This window comes from Amycolatopsis sp. 3B14 (assembly GCF_050958625.1).
GTDB classification, from domain to species: Bacteria; Actinomycetota; Actinomycetes; order Mycobacteriales; family Pseudonocardiaceae; genus Amycolatopsis_E; species Amycolatopsis_E thermoflava.
This window is the reverse complement of sequence record NZ_JBHZEN010000024.1, coordinates 14384-28728: the sequence shown is the minus strand read 5'-3', so window position 1 is coordinate 28728 and position 14345 is coordinate 14384. Positions and strand designations below refer to the sequence as shown.

16 protein-coding genes are annotated in these 14345 nt (G+C 71.7%); 13 read left to right on the top strand and 3 right to left on the bottom strand.

Annotation, left to right across the window (positions count from 1 at the left end; translation table 11 throughout):
- The first annotated feature begins 27 nt into the window (after nt 1-27).
- The 4 genes from ACCP09_RS15120 to ACCP09_RS15105 all read left to right on the top strand — a co-directional run bounded on the left by ACCP09_RS15120 (nt 28) and on the right by ACCP09_RS15105 (nt 4181).
- Entirely contained in the window at nt 28-834 is an 807-nt protein-coding gene (locus ACCP09_RS15120; protein WP_433747120.1) for a glycoside hydrolase family 16 protein, read from the top strand.
- Between the two features lie 82 nt (nt 835-916).
- Nucleotides 917-1531 (top strand): malonic semialdehyde reductase, encoded by a 615-nt coding sequence (locus ACCP09_RS15115; protein ID WP_017987945.1) that lies wholly within the window; start codon nt 917-919, stop codon nt 1529-1531.
- A gap of 74 nt (nt 1532-1605) precedes the next feature.
- Complete coding sequence (thrS, locus tag ACCP09_RS15110; protein WP_433747117.1) at nt 1606-3633, top strand: threonine--tRNA ligase; 2028 nt, start codon at nt 1606-1608, stop codon at nt 3631-3633.
- Nucleotides 3630-4181, top strand: a complete 552-nt coding sequence (locus ACCP09_RS15105) for an HIT family protein (protein ID WP_433747114.1) — start codon at nt 3630-3632, stop codon at nt 4179-4181. Before thrS ends, ACCP09_RS15105 begins: the two co-directional genes overlap by 4 nt.
- A gap of 52 nt (nt 4182-4233) precedes the next feature.
- Here ACCP09_RS15105 and ACCP09_RS15100 read toward each other — a convergent pair whose 3' ends face one another.
- A complete protein-coding gene (locus ACCP09_RS15100; RefSeq protein WP_123682484.1) occupies nt 4234-4782 on the bottom strand; it encodes a YceI family protein in 549 nt (182 codons plus the stop codon).
- A gap of 94 nt (nt 4783-4876) precedes the next feature.
- On the opposite strand from ACCP09_RS15100, the gene ACCP09_RS15095 reads away from it, so the two are divergent.
- The 6 genes from ACCP09_RS15095 (at nt 4877) to ACCP09_RS15070 (ending at nt 9193) form a co-directional block, all read left to right on the top strand.
- Nucleotides 4877-5383, top strand: coding sequence for a MarR family winged helix-turn-helix transcriptional regulator (locus ACCP09_RS15095; RefSeq protein ID WP_027930482.1), 507 nt, complete (start codon nt 4877-4879; stop codon nt 5381-5383).
- Nucleotides 5384-5527: 144 nt separating this feature from the next.
- Nucleotides 5528-6136, top strand: a complete 609-nt coding sequence (pgsA, locus tag ACCP09_RS15090) for a phosphatidylinositol phosphate synthase (RefSeq protein WP_433747110.1) — start codon at nt 5528-5530, stop codon at nt 6134-6136.
- On the top strand, nt 6136-7050 hold the full coding sequence (locus tag ACCP09_RS15085; protein WP_027930480.1) for a phosphatidylinositol mannoside acyltransferase: 915 nt from the start codon (nt 6136-6138) through the stop codon (nt 7048-7050). Before pgsA ends, ACCP09_RS15085 begins: the two co-directional genes overlap by 1 nt.
- Nucleotides 7047-8186 (top strand): glycosyltransferase family 4 protein, encoded by a 1140-nt coding sequence (locus ACCP09_RS15080; protein ID WP_027930479.1) that lies wholly within the window; start codon nt 7047-7049, stop codon nt 8184-8186. The genes ACCP09_RS15085 and ACCP09_RS15080 overlap by 4 nt, the downstream gene beginning before the upstream one ends.
- The gene (locus ACCP09_RS15075) at nt 8183-8677 is read left to right on the top strand and encodes a hypothetical protein (RefSeq protein ID WP_017987953.1); all 495 of its coding nucleotides are present in this window, start codon (nt 8183-8185) and stop codon (nt 8675-8677) included. Before ACCP09_RS15080 ends, ACCP09_RS15075 begins: the two co-directional genes overlap by 4 nt.
- A 9-nt stretch (nt 8678-8686) precedes the next feature.
- The gene (locus ACCP09_RS15070) at nt 8687-9193 is read left to right on the top strand and encodes an XdhC family protein (protein WP_433747105.1); all 507 of its coding nucleotides are present in this window, start codon (nt 8687-8689) and stop codon (nt 9191-9193) included.
- 60 nt (nt 9194-9253) lie between these two features.
- Here the strand turns inward: ACCP09_RS15070 and ACCP09_RS15065 are convergent, their stop codons facing one another.
- Complete coding sequence (locus ACCP09_RS15065) at nt 9254-9562, bottom strand: hypothetical protein (RefSeq protein ID WP_433747102.1); 309 nt, start codon at nt 9560-9562, stop codon at nt 9254-9256.
- A 43-nt stretch (nt 9563-9605) separates the two neighbouring features.
- Nucleotides 9606-11729, bottom strand: coding sequence for an elongation factor G-like protein EF-G2 (locus ACCP09_RS15060; RefSeq protein WP_378363810.1), 2124 nt, complete (start codon nt 11727-11729; stop codon nt 9606-9608).
- Between the two features lie 208 nt (nt 11730-11937).
- On the opposite strand from ACCP09_RS15060, the gene pdxS reads away from it, so the two are divergent.
- The 3 genes from pdxS to ACCP09_RS15045 all read left to right on the top strand — a co-directional run bounded on the left by pdxS (nt 11938) and on the right by ACCP09_RS15045 (nt 14324).
- Nucleotides 11938-12852, top strand: a complete 915-nt coding sequence (gene pdxS / locus ACCP09_RS15055; RefSeq protein WP_027930475.1) for a pyridoxal 5'-phosphate synthase lyase subunit PdxS — start codon at nt 11938-11940, stop codon at nt 12850-12852.
- A gap of 87 nt (nt 12853-12939) precedes the next feature.
- Nucleotides 12940-13575, top strand: coding sequence for a pyridoxal 5'-phosphate synthase glutaminase subunit PdxT (gene pdxT, locus ACCP09_RS15050; protein ID WP_017987958.1), 636 nt, complete (start codon nt 12940-12942; stop codon nt 13573-13575).
- A complete protein-coding gene (locus tag ACCP09_RS15045; RefSeq protein ID WP_020420710.1) occupies nt 13572-14324 on the top strand; it encodes a YebC/PmpR family DNA-binding transcriptional regulator in 753 nt (250 codons plus the stop codon). Before pdxT ends, ACCP09_RS15045 begins: the two co-directional genes overlap by 4 nt.
- Nucleotides 14325-14345 lie beyond the last annotated feature (21 nt).

Here is a 14345-nt window from a genome sequence, read left to right as displayed (position 1 = left end):
CCGTACGGGGGACGATAAGTTGTCGCCGTGGTGCGTCGCGTAATCATCCTGGTCGCCTGCGTAGTACTCGTGGGTGTCGCGATCCTCGCCGTACGGGTGACATCCGAGCGCTTCGACGACTCGGACGAGCAGGCCTCGCCGACCGGGATCACCGCGGCGCCGAGCACCGCCGTGATCACCCCGGAGCGGTCCGGCGAGGCCGCGGCCAACTACGGCTGGCGGCTGACCGCGCAGGACGACTTCGACGGCCGCCGGGTCGACCGGACCAAGTGGAACATCTACGACGGGTTCAACCCGGTCTCCGGCGAGACGCTGAGCGAGAGCCAGTGCGTGGTGAAGGGCGGCACGCTCACCCTCGTCGGTGACGGCGACGCCACCGCCGCCACCTGCGGCATCGCGTGGCGCGAGGACCAGACCTACGGCCGGTGGGAGGTGCGGGCGCGCTTCCCGGCGCCTGCCGACCACGACTTCAACCCGGTGCTGCTGCTGTGGCCGGAGAGCGACACCAACACCGACGGCGAGATCGACTTCGCCGAGATCTACGACCCCGCGCGCCAGTACGTGGAGAGCTGGCTGCACGGGCCGGGCAACGTCGACGCCGGCCACACGCGCAAGGACCTCGACATCACCCAGTGGCACAACTACGCCGTGGAGTGGCAGCCCGACCACGTCACCTGCTACATCGACGGCGTCGCGTGGGCGACCTACGGCGCGCCCGGCACCATCCCGAGCGTGCCGATGCACCTGGCCATCCAGCAGAACCACAACAAGCACAAGGCCGAGCCGCCGATCCGGAGCACGGCCGAGGTCGACTGGGTGCGCATCTACGAGTGACCATCCGCACACGAGAAATAGTCAAGCGCTCAACTAGGTTGTGAGGGAGCGAAGGCACAAGATCCGTCCCCCGGGAGTACCCATGACTTCGACCGCCAGTCTCGCCGACGCCCTCCACGTCCCGCAGGACGTGCAGGACCTGCTGTTCCGCGAAGCGCGCACCGCGAACTCGTTCTCCGACGAGCCGGTCAGCGAGGAGCAGATCCAGGCGATCTACGACCTGGTGAAGTGGGCGCCGACGTCGATGAACACCCAGCCGCTGCGCGCGCTGGTGATCCGCACCGAGGAGGGCAAGCAGCGGCTGCTGCCGCACATGTCCGAGGGCAACCGCGCCAAGACCGCGAGCGCCCCGGTGACCGTCGTGCTGGCCGCCGACACCGACTTCCACGAGAACCTGCCCAAGACCTTCCCGCACAAGCCGGACGCGAAGGACCTCTTCGCCGACGAGACCGGCCGCGAGGGCTTCGCCCGCCTGAACTCCCTGCTGCAGGTCGGCTACTTCATCATCGGCGTGCGCGCCGCCGGGCTGGCCGCCGGCCCGATGACCGGCTTCGACGCCGCCGGGGTCGACAAGGAGTTCTTCGCCGACCGCAACTGGAAGTCCCTGGTCGTGGTGAACGTCGGCAAGCCGGGCGAGAACCCGTGGTTCGACCGGCTGCCCCGCCTGGACTACGACGAGGTCGTCGAGACCGTCTGAAGTCCCTCGCGGAAGGCCGCGGGCGGGCGGCGGATAGCATCGGTGGGACATCACTTCGTTCGAAGGAGCCCATCGTGAACCAGCCGTCGTCCGCCGCAGCCGCACCCGCCGCCAGCGTGGTGGTGCCGGCCGGGACCACGGCCGGAGCCGCGATCCGCGAGGCGGGCCTGCCGACCAAGGGGTCGGACGCGATCGTCGTCGTCCGCGACGCCGACGGGCGCCTGCGCGACCTGGCGTGGGCGCCCGAAGCGGACGCCTCCGTGGAGCCCGTCGCGGCGAACACCGAGGACGGCCGCAGCGTCATCCGCCACTCCGCGGCGCACGTGCTCGCCCAGGCCGTGCAGCAGCAGTTCCCGGAGGCCAAGCTCGGCATCGGCCCGCCCGTGAAGGACGGCTTCTACTACGACTTCCTCGTCGACAAGCCGTTCACCCCGGAGGACCTGCAGGCGCTGGAGAAGCGCATGAAGCAGATCATCAAGGGGGCGCAGCAGTTCTCGCGCCGCCGCTTCGACTCGGTCGACCAGGCGCGCGAAGAGCTGGCCGACGAGCCGTTCAAGCTCGAATTGATCGACCTGAAGTCCGATGTGGACACCTCCGAGGTGATGGAGGTCGGCGGCGGCGAGCTGACGATCTACGACAACCTCGACCCGCGCACCAAGGAGCGCGTGTGGAGCGACCTGTGCCGCGGGCCGCACGTGCCCACCACGAAGTTCATCCCGGCGTTCAAGCTGACCCGCGTGGCCGCCGCCTACTGGCGCGGCAGCGAGAAGAACCCGCAGCTGCAGCGCATCTACGGCACCGCGTGGGAGTCGGCCGAGGCGCAGGACGCCTACCTGGAGCGGCTGGCCGAGGCGGAGCGCCGCGACCACCGCCGTCTCGGCGCGGAGCTGGACCTGTTCTCCTTCCCCGAGGAGATCGGCTCCGGCCTGCCGGTGTTCCACCCGAAGGGCGGCATCATCCGCCGCGAGCTGGAGAACTACTCGCGCCGCCGCCACGAGGAGTCCGGCTACGAGTTCGTCAACACCCCGCACATCACCAAGAGCGGGCTGTTCTACACCTCGGGCCACCTGCCCTACTACGCCGACACGATGTTCCCGCCGCTGCCCCTGGAGGGCGAGGAGTACTACCTCAAGGCGATGAACTGCCCGATGCACCACCTGATCTTCAAGTCGCGCGGGCGGTCCTACCGGGAGCTGCCGCTGCGGCTGTTCGAGTTCGGCACGGTGTACCGGTACGAGAAGTCCGGTGTGGTGCACGGCCTGACCCGCGTGCGCGGGCTGACCATGGACGACTCGCACATCTACTGCACCCAGGAGCAGATGCCGGGCGAGCTGCGGTCGCTGCTGCGGTTCGTGCTCGACCTGCTGGCCGACTACGGCCTGTCCGACTTCTACCTGGAGCTGTCCACCCGCGGCGACTCGGACAAGTTCATCGGCTCGGACGAGGAGTGGGAGGAGGCCACCGAAACGCTGCGGCAGGCCGCCGTCGACTCCGGCCTGGAACTGGTGCCGGACCCGGGCGGCGCGGCCTACTACGGCCCGAAGATCTCGGTGCAGGCCAAGGACGCCATCGGCCGGTCCTGGCAGATGTCGACCATCCAGCTGGACTTCAACCACCCCAAGCGGTTCGAGCTGACCTACACCGCCGCCGACGGCAGCCGCAAGCAGCCGGTCGTCATCCACCGCGCGCTGTTCGGCTCGATCGAGCGGTTCTTCGGCGTGCTCACCGAGCACTACGCCGGCGCGTTCCCGGCGTGGCTGGCGCCGGTGCAGGTGGTCGGCATCCCGATCGCCGACGAGCACGCCGAACACCTGCGCGGTGTGGAGAAGGCGTTGCGCGCCAAGGGGATCCGCGTCGAGGTGGACACCAGCGACGACCGGATGCAGAAGAAGATCCGCACCCACACCACGCAGAAGGTGCCGTTCATGGTGCTGGCCGGCGCCAAGGACGTCGAGGCGGGCGCGGTGTCGTTCCGGTTCCGGGACGGCAGCCAGATCAACGGGGTGCCGGTGGCCGACGCGGTGGAGGCCATCACGAGCTGGGTCGAGCGGAGGGAGAACAGCTCGCCGACGGCCGAGGCGCTGAAGGCGGTCCTGCCTTGACCGAGCCGGAGCTGGTGGGCCAGGACGGCGTCGGGGTGCCGGACGCGCTGCAGCGCCTGTGGACCCCGCACCGGCTCGCTTACGTGCAGGGGCAGGACAAGCCGGAGGGCGACGAGCCCGAGGGGTGCCCGTTCTGCCGCCTGGTCGGCATGGACGACGCCGACGCGCTGATCATCGCGCGGGGTGAGCACGTGTGGGCGGTGCTGAACCTGTACCCCTACAACCCCGGGCACCTGATGGTGCTGCCGTACCGGCACGTGGCGGACTACCCGGACCTGACGGCGGAGGAGACGCGGGAGCTGGCGGAGTTCACCCAGCACGCGATGAAGGTGGTGCGGTCGGTGTCCGGGGCGCACGGGTTCAACATCGGGATGAACCAGGGCGTGATCGCGGGCGCCGGCATCGCGGCGCACCTGCACCAGCACCTGGTGCCCCGCTGGGGCGGGGACGCGAACTTCATGCCGGTGATCGGCCAGACGAAGGTGCTGCCCCAGCTGCTCGGCGAGACGCGCGAGCTGCTCTCGGACGCCTGGAAACGGGTCCAGTAGCGCGAAAGGGTCCGGACGGAGTGCCCGTCCGGACCCTTTTCCGGCGAGGTTCTCAGGCCTGCAGGCCGGCCTCGATGTTCAGCTCGATCTTCACCTTGTCGCTCACCACGGCGGCCGGGATGGTGGCGCCGACGCCGAAGTCGCTGCGCTTGATCTCGGTGGTGGCGGAGATACCGAAAACCTTGGTGCCCTCGGCCATGCCGTCGGCGAAGCCACCGACCTCGGCGGTCAGGGTGACCGGCTTGGTGACGCCGTGCAGGGTCAGCTCGCCGTCGATGAAGTACTCGCCGTCCTCGGCGCGCACGCCCGTCGACACGAACTTCAGCGTCGGGAACTGCTCGACGTCCAGGAAGTCGGCGCCCTTGACGTGCGCGTCGCGGTCGGCGTTCTTCGTGTCGATGCTGTCGGCCTTGATGGTGGCGGTCACCTTCGAGTCCGCGAGGTCGGCGCCGGTCACGATCTCGCCCTCGACCTCGGCGAAGCGGCCGCGGACCTTGGACACGCCCAGGTGGCGGACGACGAAGTCGACGTCGGAGTGCACCGAGTCGATGGTCCAGGTGCCCGCGATGTAGCCGGGGATCTCGGTCGTCGAAGCGGTCATGTGCTTGTCTCCTCACAACGAAGCTTGGTTGAGCCCTCAACCACACCTTAGCGAAGGAATGGTTGAGGGCTCAACTAGGGCTACTATGTGAGACATGTCCGAACCGCGATGGCTCAGCGAAGACGAACAGCGTGTGTGGCGCTCGTTCTCGGTCGCCGTCACCATGCTGCGCGGCCACGTGGATTCCCAGCTCCAGCGCGACGCCCGCATGCCGCACACCTACTACGAGGTCCTCGTCGTGCTGTCCGAGGCCCCCGGCCGCACACTGCGGATGAGCGAACTGGCCGAGAAGTGCCATTCGTCACGCAGCCGGCTTTCCCACGCGGTCGCCCGCCTCGAGGCCAACGGCTGGGTGCGCCGGGACAGCTGCGGCACCGACAAGCGCGGCTCGTTCGCGAAGCTGACCGACCGTGGCTTCGCCGCACTCGAAGCCGCAGCTCCCGGGCATGTCGAGGCCGTCCGCGAGGCCCTGTTCGACGCGCTCACCCCGGACCAGGTGCGCGCGCTGGGGGAGATCTCCGACGCGATCCGCGACAAGCTCACGCCCCGCTGCGCCGAGGCCGTCGCGGCCGAGGAAGCCCGGCTGGACCGCCTCGCCTGAGCGCGCCCGGCGCCTTGGGCGCGCCGCGTCACCGGATCGTCGTAGCGGGTGGATAGGCTGCGGTCAGCAAACCGACCCCGCAGCCCCAGGTGGAACGCCGAGAGCGATGGACATGCCCGCCGATACCGCCACCCCGACGATCTGATGCTGAACATCTTCGCGCGAGCGTCCGTCTCGCGAGCCCTGGACCCGCTCGGCCACGCTCTGGTGCGGGCCGGGCTGACCCCGAACGCGATGACCATGATCGGCACGGCCGGCGCGATCGCCTGTGCCCTGGTGTTCTTCCCGAACGGGATGCTGCTCGCCGGCACGTTCACAGTGTGGGGCTTCGCGATGCTCGACCTGCTCGACGGCGCGATGGCCCGGGCCCGCGGCTACGGCACCCCGTTCGGCGCGACGCTGGACGCGACCTGCGACCGGCTCGCCGACGGCGCCCTGTTCGCCGGCATCGCGTGGTGGTGCTTCGCGGTCGAGCACAACCCGCGCGCCGCGGCGGCCTGCCTGATCTGCCTCGTGCTGGCGCAGGTGATCTCCTACATCAAGGCCCGCGCCGAGGCGGAGGGCCTCAAGGCCGACGGCGGCCTGGTCGAACGCGCCGAGCGGCTGATCATCGCGCTCGTCGGCACCGGGCTGGAGGGCCTCGGCGTGCCGTTCGCCGTCGAGGGCACGCTGTGGCTGCTCGCGGCCGGCTCGATCGTCACCACGGTCCAGCGGATGCTGGCCGTCGCCGCCTCCGCCAGGGAGGCGGGCTGATGGGCCGGTTCGGCGAGCGGATGGCCGACCTCGGCTACGCGGCCGGCTGGAACGTGGTGCGCCGCCTGCCGGTGCCGCTGGCGAAGGCCGGTTTCGGATTGGCCGCGGACTTCGCGGCCTGGCGCAAGGGCCCCGGGGTGCGGCAGTTGCGCCGCAACCTGGCCCGCGTCGTGCCGCAGGCGGACGAGACCGAACTCGACGAGCTGACCCGGCAGGCCGTGCGGTCCTACGCGCGCTACTGGCACGAGGCGTTCCGGCTGCCCACGATGGACGCGGACGGCATCCGGTCCCGGGTGGACCTGACGATCAGCGGCGTGGAGAACCTCGACGCCGCGCTCGCCGAGGGCAACGGCGCGGTGGTCGCGTTGCCGCACAGCGGGAACTGGGACGTGCCCGGCATCTGGGCCGTCGGCCGGTACGGCCCGTTCACCACGGTGGTCGAACGGCTCAAGCCGGAGTCGCTGTTCCAGCGGTTCGTCGCCTACCGCGAGTCGCTGGGGTTCGAGATCCTGTCCGCGGACGGCGGCACCGGTTCGTTCCGGTTGCTGCTGCAGCGGTTGCGGGAGAACCGGGTGGTGTGCCTGATCGCCGACCGCGACCTGTCCGGCAGCGGGGTGCCGGTGTCGTTCTTCGGCGAGAAGACGAGCATGCCGGCCGGCCCCGCCCGGCTGGCCGCCAGCACGGGCGCCGCGCTGCTGCCGGTGGGCAGCTGGTTCACCGAGGACGGCTGGGGCATCCGCATCCACCCGCGCATCCGCGTCGCGCACCGCACCGAGGTGCCGGCCGCGACCCAGGCGCTGGCCGACGTCTTCGCAGGCGACATCGCCGCGCACCCGGCGGACTGGCACATGATGCAGAAGCTGTGGGCCGCCGATTTCGAGGAGGCGACCTTTTCGGCGGAGGAAGCGGCGTGAAGGTCGGGATCGTCTGCCCGTATTCCTTCGACGTGCCCGGCGGCGTCCAGGGGCACGTCACGGACCTGGCGCGCGCGCTGCGCGACCGCGGGCACGAGGTGTCGGTGCTGGCGCCCGCGGACGACGACGCGGACCTGCCCGACTTCGTGCACCCCGCGGGGAAGGCGCTCGGCATCCCGTACAACGGCTCGGTGGCCCGGCTGCAGTTCGGCCCGGTGTCCTACGCGCGGGTGCGGCGGTGGCTGCGTGAGGGCGGGTTCGACGTGCTGCACCTGCACGAGCCTGCCGCGCCTAGCCTGTCGCTGCTGGCGCTGAAGGTCGCCGACGGGCCGATCGTCGCGACGTTCCACACCTCCACGCCGCGGTCCCGGACGTTGTCGGCGTTCCAGCCGGTGCTGCGGCCGCTGCTGGAGAAGATCACCGCGCGCATCGCGGTGTCCGCGCTGGCGCGGCGGGTGCAGGTCGAGCACGCCGGCGGCGACGCGGTGGAGATCCCGAACGGCGTCGACGTCGAGTTCTTCTCCCGGGCCGAGCCGCTGGAGGGGTATCCGCGGGCCGGCGGCACGATCGGGTTCGTCGGCCGGTTCACCGAGCCGCGCAAGGGCATGGACGTGCTCCTGGAGGCAGCCCGCCGCCTGCTGCCGGAGTTCCCGGAGCTGCGGCTGCTGGTGGTGGGGCGCGGCGAGGCCGACGCGCTGCGCCGGATGGCGGGCCCGGAGCTGGCGCCCCACCTGGAGCTGCTCGGGCAGGTCGACGACGCCACCAAGGCGCGCGCGCTGCGCAGCGTGGACGTCTACTGCGCGCCCAACACCGGCGGCGAGAGCTTCGGGATGATCCTGACCGAGGCGATGGCGGCCGGGACGGCGGTGGCGGCGAGCAACCTCGACTCGTTCCGCCGGGTGCTGGACGACGGGCGCGCCGGGGCGCTGTTCACCACCGGCGACAGCGCGGCGCTGGCCGGCTGCCTGCGTGACCTGCTCGGCGATCCGGCGCGGCGGACGTCGCTGGCCGCGGCGGCGGGGGAGCGGGTCGCGATCTACGACTGGCCGGTCGTGGTGACGCAGGTGCTGCGGGTCTACGAGACGGCGATCGCCGCCGACCCGCGGCGGGTCAGTGCGGAGGACGCGCCGCTGTGAACTGGTTCGTGCTGGTCGTCGCGATCGTCGCGGCGATCGTCGTGCTCGGCGGGTTGTTCCTGGTCGCCACCGCCAACCGGCTGGACCGGCTGCACGTGCGGCTGGACGCCGGGTGGGCGGCGCTGGACGCGGCGCTGGCGCGGCGGGCGGTGGTGGCGCGCGCGGTGGCGGCCGTCGACGGGGCGGCGCCGGGCCTGCGCGAGGCGGCGGACATCGCGGAGAAGGCGCCGCGCGCCGAGCGGGAGGTCGCGGAGAACGAGCTGACCCGGCTGCTGGAGTCGGTCGACCGCGCCCGGCTGCCCGCTTCGCTGGCGGAGGAACTGGCCGACGCCGAGCACCGGGTGGTGATCGCGCGGCGTGTGCACAACGACGCGGTGCGGGACACGCTGGCGCTGCGACGGCGGCGGAAGGTGCGGTACTTCAAGCTGGCGGGCACCGCGCGGCAGCCGGAGTACTTCGAGATCGCGGAACCACCGGTGCCGGGCGCTTAGGATCCGCGTATGGCTACGGAAGACTCGGCGTGCGCGGTGGCGCACGGCGCGGATGATTCGCAGGCGGGCACGCGGACGCTGGTCGCGGTGTTCGCCTCGCCGGTCGCGGAGTTCCTGCTGCGCTACGGCGAGGACCTTGGCTACCGGACGCTGCTGTTCGAGCCGGACCCGTCCCGAGCGGTCCCGGGCGTGAAGGTGGCGGCCGAGTTGCCGGACCTGGACGAGGACACCGACGTCGTGGTGACCGACCACCACCGGCCCGAGCTGGGCGCCGCGCTGCGGGACGTGCTCGCGCGCCCGGTGCGCTGGGCCGGGGTGATGGGCAACCCGCGGCACGAGGGCCCGCACGTGGCGGCGCTGCGGTCGCTGGGCGTGGCCGAGGCCGACATCGCCCGGGTGCACCGGCCGATCGGCCTGGACATCGGTTCGCGCCGCCCGGTGGAGATCGCGATCGCCACGCTGGCGGGGTTGATCGCGGACCGCAACGGCCGGCCGGGTGGCTTCTTCGGCCGCTGAGGCCTCCGCCGGTTCCCTCCGCAGACCGCGTGCGCGGCGCTGGTGGGCGCGAGTGCCGGCTCACTCCCGGGCGGCTCGCACCGCGGCGCCGGCGGCGGCCACGTCCAGGTCCACCACCACGAACTCGCCGTCCGGCCGGCCCCGCTCGGACACCGCGAGCCCGATCAGCGCCAGCTCGGCCGCCCGGTCGCGCAGCACCCACTGCTCCGGCGTCTCCGGCTCCACGGGCCCGGTCTCGTCGCGCTGCCAGGCGGCCACGGCGGCCTCGGCGAGCGCACGCGGCAGCCGGACGGTGATCCGGTGCTCGCCGATCGCCGTGCCGATCGCCACCAGCACCTCCGCGTCCTCGTGGTAGCGCTTGCCGGTCATGCGGCGAGAATAGGCAACCCGCCGCGGCCCGCGCTCGTGAATTTCAGGCGTGCGCCGCCACCAGGTTGTCCGGCATCGGGTCGTAGCGCGCGTGCCGCCGGGTGAACGTCGCCGTGCCGGAGCTCAGCGACCGCAGCTCCGTGGTGTACCGCAGCAGCTCGGTCGCGGGCACCTCGGCGCGCACGATGCTCCGCCCGCCGCTCACCGACTCCGTCCCCAGCACCCGGCCGCGCCGCGAGGACAGGTCGCCGAGCACCGCGCCCAGGTACTCGTCCGGCACCCGGACGTCGACCTCGTCCAGTGGTTCGAGCAGCACGACCCGCCCGTTCGCGGCGGCCTCCTTCAGTGCCAGCGCGCCCGCGGTCTGGAACGCCGCGTCCGAGGAGTCGACGCTGTGCGCCTTGCCGTCGACGAGCGTCACGCGCACGTCGACCACCGGGTAGCCGGCCACCAGCCCGCGTTGCAGCTGCGCCCGCACCCCCTTCTCCACGCTCGGGATGAACTGGTGGGGCACGGCCCCGCCGACGATCCGGTCCACGAACTCGAACCCGGCGCCCCGCGGCAGCGGTTCGACCTCGATGTCGCACACCGCGTACTGGCCGTGCCCGCCGGACTGCTTCACGTGCCGCCCGTGCCCCTTCGCCGGCCCGGCGAACGTCTCGCGCAGGCTCGTCTTCACCGGCTCGGTGTCCACTTCGGCCCCGCCTGCCCGCAGCCGGGACAGCACGACGTCGGCGTGCGCCTCGCCCATGCACCACAGGACCAGTTGCGCCGTCTCGGCGTTGCGCTCCAGCCGCAGCGTCGGGTCGCCGGCCACCAGGCGGGACAGGTTGCGTGCCAAGGCGTCCTCGTCGCTGCGGTTGCGGGCCACGACGGCCACCGGCAGCAGCGGCTCCGGCATCGGCCACGGGCGCATCAGCAGCGGGTGCTCGGGCGAGGAGACGGTGTCGCCGGTTTCGGCCGACCCGACCTTCGTCAGCGCGCACAGGTCACCGGCGACGCAGTAGGGCACCTCGCGCAGGTTCGCGCCCAGCGGCGAGTACAGGTGCGCCACGCGCTCGTCGGTGTCGTGGTCCTCGTGGCCGCGTTCGGCCATGCCGTGCCCGGACACGTGCACCGGCCGCTCGGGCCGCAGCGTTCCGGAGAACACCCGGACAAGCGACACCCGCCCGACGTAGGAGTCGACGGCGGTGCGCACCACCTCGGCGGCCAGCGGCCCGTCCGGATCGGTGCTCAGCTCGGGGTGCGGGGCGCCCTCGGGCGTGGTGACCGGCGGCAGCTTGTGCTCCAGCGGCGACGGGAAGGCGCGGACGATGCCGTCGAGCACCTCGGCCAGCCCCACGCCGGTGGCCGCGCACACCGGGATCACCGGGTGGAAGGACCCGCGGGCCACGGCCGTCTCCAGGTCCGAGATCAGCGTGTCCTCGCTGATCTCCTCGCCCGCGAGGTAGCGGTCCATCAGGGTCTCGTCCTCGCTCTCGGCGATGATGCCCTCGATGAGCTCGTTGCGCGCCTCGGTCAGCCGATCCAGGTCCGCGGGCGACGGTTCGCCCAGGCGCGGCGGGAAGCCGTCCGAGTAGTCGTACAGCCGGCGCGTGATCAGCCCGACCAGGCCCGGCTCCGGGCCGCTCGCCGGCAGGTACAGCGGCAGCACGCCGGCGCCGAACGCGTCCTGGCACGCGGCGATCTCGCCCTCCGGGTCGGCGCGGTGGTGGTCGAGGCGGGAGACGATCACGGCGCGCGGCATGCCCACCGCGGCGCACTCCTCCCAGATGGCGACCGTCGCCGGGTCGACGCCTTCGGCCGAGCACACCACGAACAACGCGGCGTCGGCCGCACGCAGCCCGGCCCGCAGCTCGCCCACGAAGTCGGCGTAGCCGGGGGTGTCGATCAGGTTGATCTTGTGCCCGTCGTGCATCACCGGCGCGACGGAGAGCCCGACCGAGCGCTGCTGGCGCACGGCCGCGGGGTCGTGGTCGCAGACCGTGGTGCCCTCCACAACGGAACCGGCCCTGGTCACGGTGCCGGACACCGTGAGCAGGGCCTCGGTGAGGGTGGTCTTGCCGGAGCCGGACGGACCGACCAGGACCACGTTGCGAACCTTGACCGGGTCGTCCACAGCGACCGCGGCTCCGGCATCGACGGTGCGGGCTTGTTTGTCGGCCATGGCGGGCTCCCCGGGGACGACGCTGTCGAAAGGTGTGTCCTCGATCACACACCCGGCGAGCATGGTCCGGCAACCCCGCGCGGACAGGTTGCGCCTGCGGAGCGAAAGTGGACTGCTGAAATCGCGGCGAACTGGCCTGGGGGAGCGGTCCACCGAAACCTAGACTGGACACCGAACCCCCTCTGTGTTTCGTGAAAGGCGTTCTGTCGTGTCCGAAGTTCAGTCCAGCAGTTCCGCCACGCCCGAAACGGGCACCGCGCGCGTCAAGCGCGGCATGGCCGAGATGCTCAAGGGCGGCGTGATCATGGACGTCGTCACCCCCGAGCAGGCCAAGATCGCCGAGGACGCCGGCGCGGTGGCCGTGATGGCGCTCGAGCGCGTGCCCGCCGACATCCGCGCGCAGGGCGGGGTGGCGCGGATGAGCGACCCGGACCTCATCGAGGGCATCATCGACACGGTCTCCATCCCGGTGATGGCCAAGGCGCGGATCGGCCACTTCGTCGAGGCGCAGGTGCTCCAGTCGCTCGGCGTCGACTACATCGACGAGTCCGAGGTGCTCACCCCCGCCGACTACGCCAACCACATCGACAAATGGGCCTTCACCGTGCCGTTCGTGTGCGGGGCGACGAACCTGGGCGAGGCGCTGCGCCGCATCAACGAGGGCGCGGCGATGATCCGCTCCAAGGGCGAGGCGGGCACCGGCGACGTGTCCAACGCGACCACCCACATGCGCAAGATCCGCGCGGAGATCCGGCGCCTCACGTCGCTGCCGGAGGACGAGCTGTACGTGGCGGCCAAGGAGCTGCAGGCGCCCTACGAGCTGGTGCGCGAGGTGGCGCAGAAGGGCAAGCTGCCGGTCGTGCTGTTCACCGCGGGCGGCATCGCGACCCCGGCCGACGCGGCGATGATGATGCAGCTCGGCGCCGAGGGCGTGTTCGTCGGCTCCGGCATCTTCAAGTCCGGCGACCCCGCGAAGCGCGCCGAGGCGATCGTCAAGGCCACCACCTTCCACGACGACCCGGACGTGATCGCGAAGGTGTCGCGCGGCCTCGGCGAGGCGATGGTCGGCATCAACGTGGACGACGTGCCGGAGCCGCACCGGCTCGCCGAGCGCGGCTGGTAGTCCTCCGCGCGGGGGCCGGTCGCGCGGACGCGACCGGCCCCCGTCGCGCGGTCGTACAGTGGTTTCCGACGTGTTCCAGGAGGTCAGGTGTCCGCGGTACCGGTGATCGGCGTTCTCGCGCTGCAGGGCGACGTGCGGGAGCACGCCGCCATGGTCGAGAGCGCGGGCGGGCGCGCCGTCGCCGTCCGGCGCGAGTCCGAACTGGCCGCCGTCGACGGTCTCGTCCTGCCCGGCGGCGAGTCCACCACCATGTCGCGCCTGCTCGAGACGTTCGAGCTGCTCGGCCCGCTCCGCGAGCGGCTCGCGGCGGGGCTGCCCGCCTTCGGCTCGTGCGCGGGCATGATCCTGCTCGCCAAACAGGCCCTGGACGGCCGCCCCGACCAGCACCAGCTCGGCGCGCTCGACGTGATCGTCCGGCGCAACGCCTTCGGCCGCCAGGTGGACTCCTTCGAGGAGGACCTGGCCTTCGCGGCGCTCCCCGGCGGACCCCTGCACGCGGTCTTCATCCGCGCCCCGTGGGTGGAAAAAGCAGGCGACGGGGTCGAGGTGCTGGCCACGGTGCCCGGCGCCGACGGCACCGGCGCTAGGATCGTCGCGGTCCGGCAGGGGCCGGTGCTCGCCACGGCCTTCCACCCGGAGCTGACCGGTGACGATCGGGTCCATCGCCTGTTCGTGGAGATGGTGCGGGACGCGGCGACGACGAGCGAGACGGAGGAGAGATGAGCGGCCACTCCAAGTGGGCCACCACGAAGCACAAGAAGGCCGCCCTCGACGCCAAGCGTGGCAAGCTGTTCGCGAGACTCATCAAGAACATCGAGGTCGCCGCGCGGACCGGCGGGGGCGATCCCGAGGGCAACCCGACCCTCTACGACGCCATCCAGAAGGCGAAGAAGAACTCGGTCCCGCAGGACAACATCGAGCGCGCCCGCAAGCGCGGCGCCGGTGAGGAAGCGGGCGGCGCGGACTGGCAGACGATCAACTACGAGGGCTACGGCCCCAACGGCGTCGCCGTGCTGATCGAGTGCCTGACCGACAACCGCAACCGCGCGGCGGGCGAGGTGCGCACCGCGCTGACCCGCAACGGCGGCTCGCTCGCCGACCCGGGCTCGGTGTCGTACCTGTTCAACCGCAAGGGCGTGGTGATCATGCCCAAGAACGACCTGTCCGAGGACGACGTCCTGATGGCCGTCCTCGACGCGGGCGCGGAGGAGGTCAACGACCTCGGCGACAACTTCGAGATCGTCTCCGAGGCCACCGACCTGATCAACGTCCGCAAGGCGCTGCAGGACGCCGGTTACGACTACGAGTCGGCCGACCCGACGTTCCTGCCGTCGGTCAGCGTCCCGCTGGACGCCGAGGGCGCCAAGAAGGTCTTCCGGCTGATCGACGCGCTGGAGGACTGCGACGACGTCCAGAACGTGTACGCCAACTTCGATGTCTCCGACGAGGTGCTCGAAGAGGTCGGCGCGTGACGGGAACGTGTCCGCCCTGCG

Bases quoted from the DNA above. Each gene is read 5' to 3' on its own strand.
- pgsA (WP_433747110.1), top strand. From the start codon at position 5,528: ATGCTGAACATCTTCGCGCGAGCGTCCGTCTCGCGAGCCCTGGACCCG.
- ACCP09_RS15045 (WP_020420710.1), top strand. From the start codon at position 13,572: ATGAGCGGCCACTCCAAGTGGGCCACCACGAAGCACAAGAAGGCCGCC.
- ACCP09_RS15095 (WP_027930482.1), top strand. From the start codon at position 4,877: ATGTCCGAACCGCGATGGCTCAGCGAAGACGAACAGCGTGTGTGGCGC.
- ACCP09_RS15060 (WP_378363810.1), bottom strand. From the start codon at position 11,729: ATGGCCGACAAACAAGCCCGCACCGTCGATGCCGGAGCCGCGGTCGCT.
- ACCP09_RS15070 (WP_433747105.1), top strand. From the start codon at position 8,687: ATGGCTACGGAAGACTCGGCGTGCGCGGTGGCGCACGGCGCGGATGAT.
- ACCP09_RS15065 (WP_433747102.1), bottom strand. From the start codon at position 9,562: ATGACCGGCAAGCGCTACCACGAGGACGCGGAGGTGCTGGTGGCGATC.
- ACCP09_RS15100 (WP_123682484.1), bottom strand. From the start codon at position 4,782: ATGACCGCTTCGACGACCGAGATCCCCGGCTACATCGCGGGCACCTGG.
- ACCP09_RS15115 (WP_017987945.1), top strand. From the start codon at position 917: ATGACTTCGACCGCCAGTCTCGCCGACGCCCTCCACGTCCCGCAGGAC.
- ACCP09_RS15085 (WP_027930480.1), top strand. From the start codon at position 6,136: ATGGGCCGGTTCGGCGAGCGGATGGCCGACCTCGGCTACGCGGCCGGC.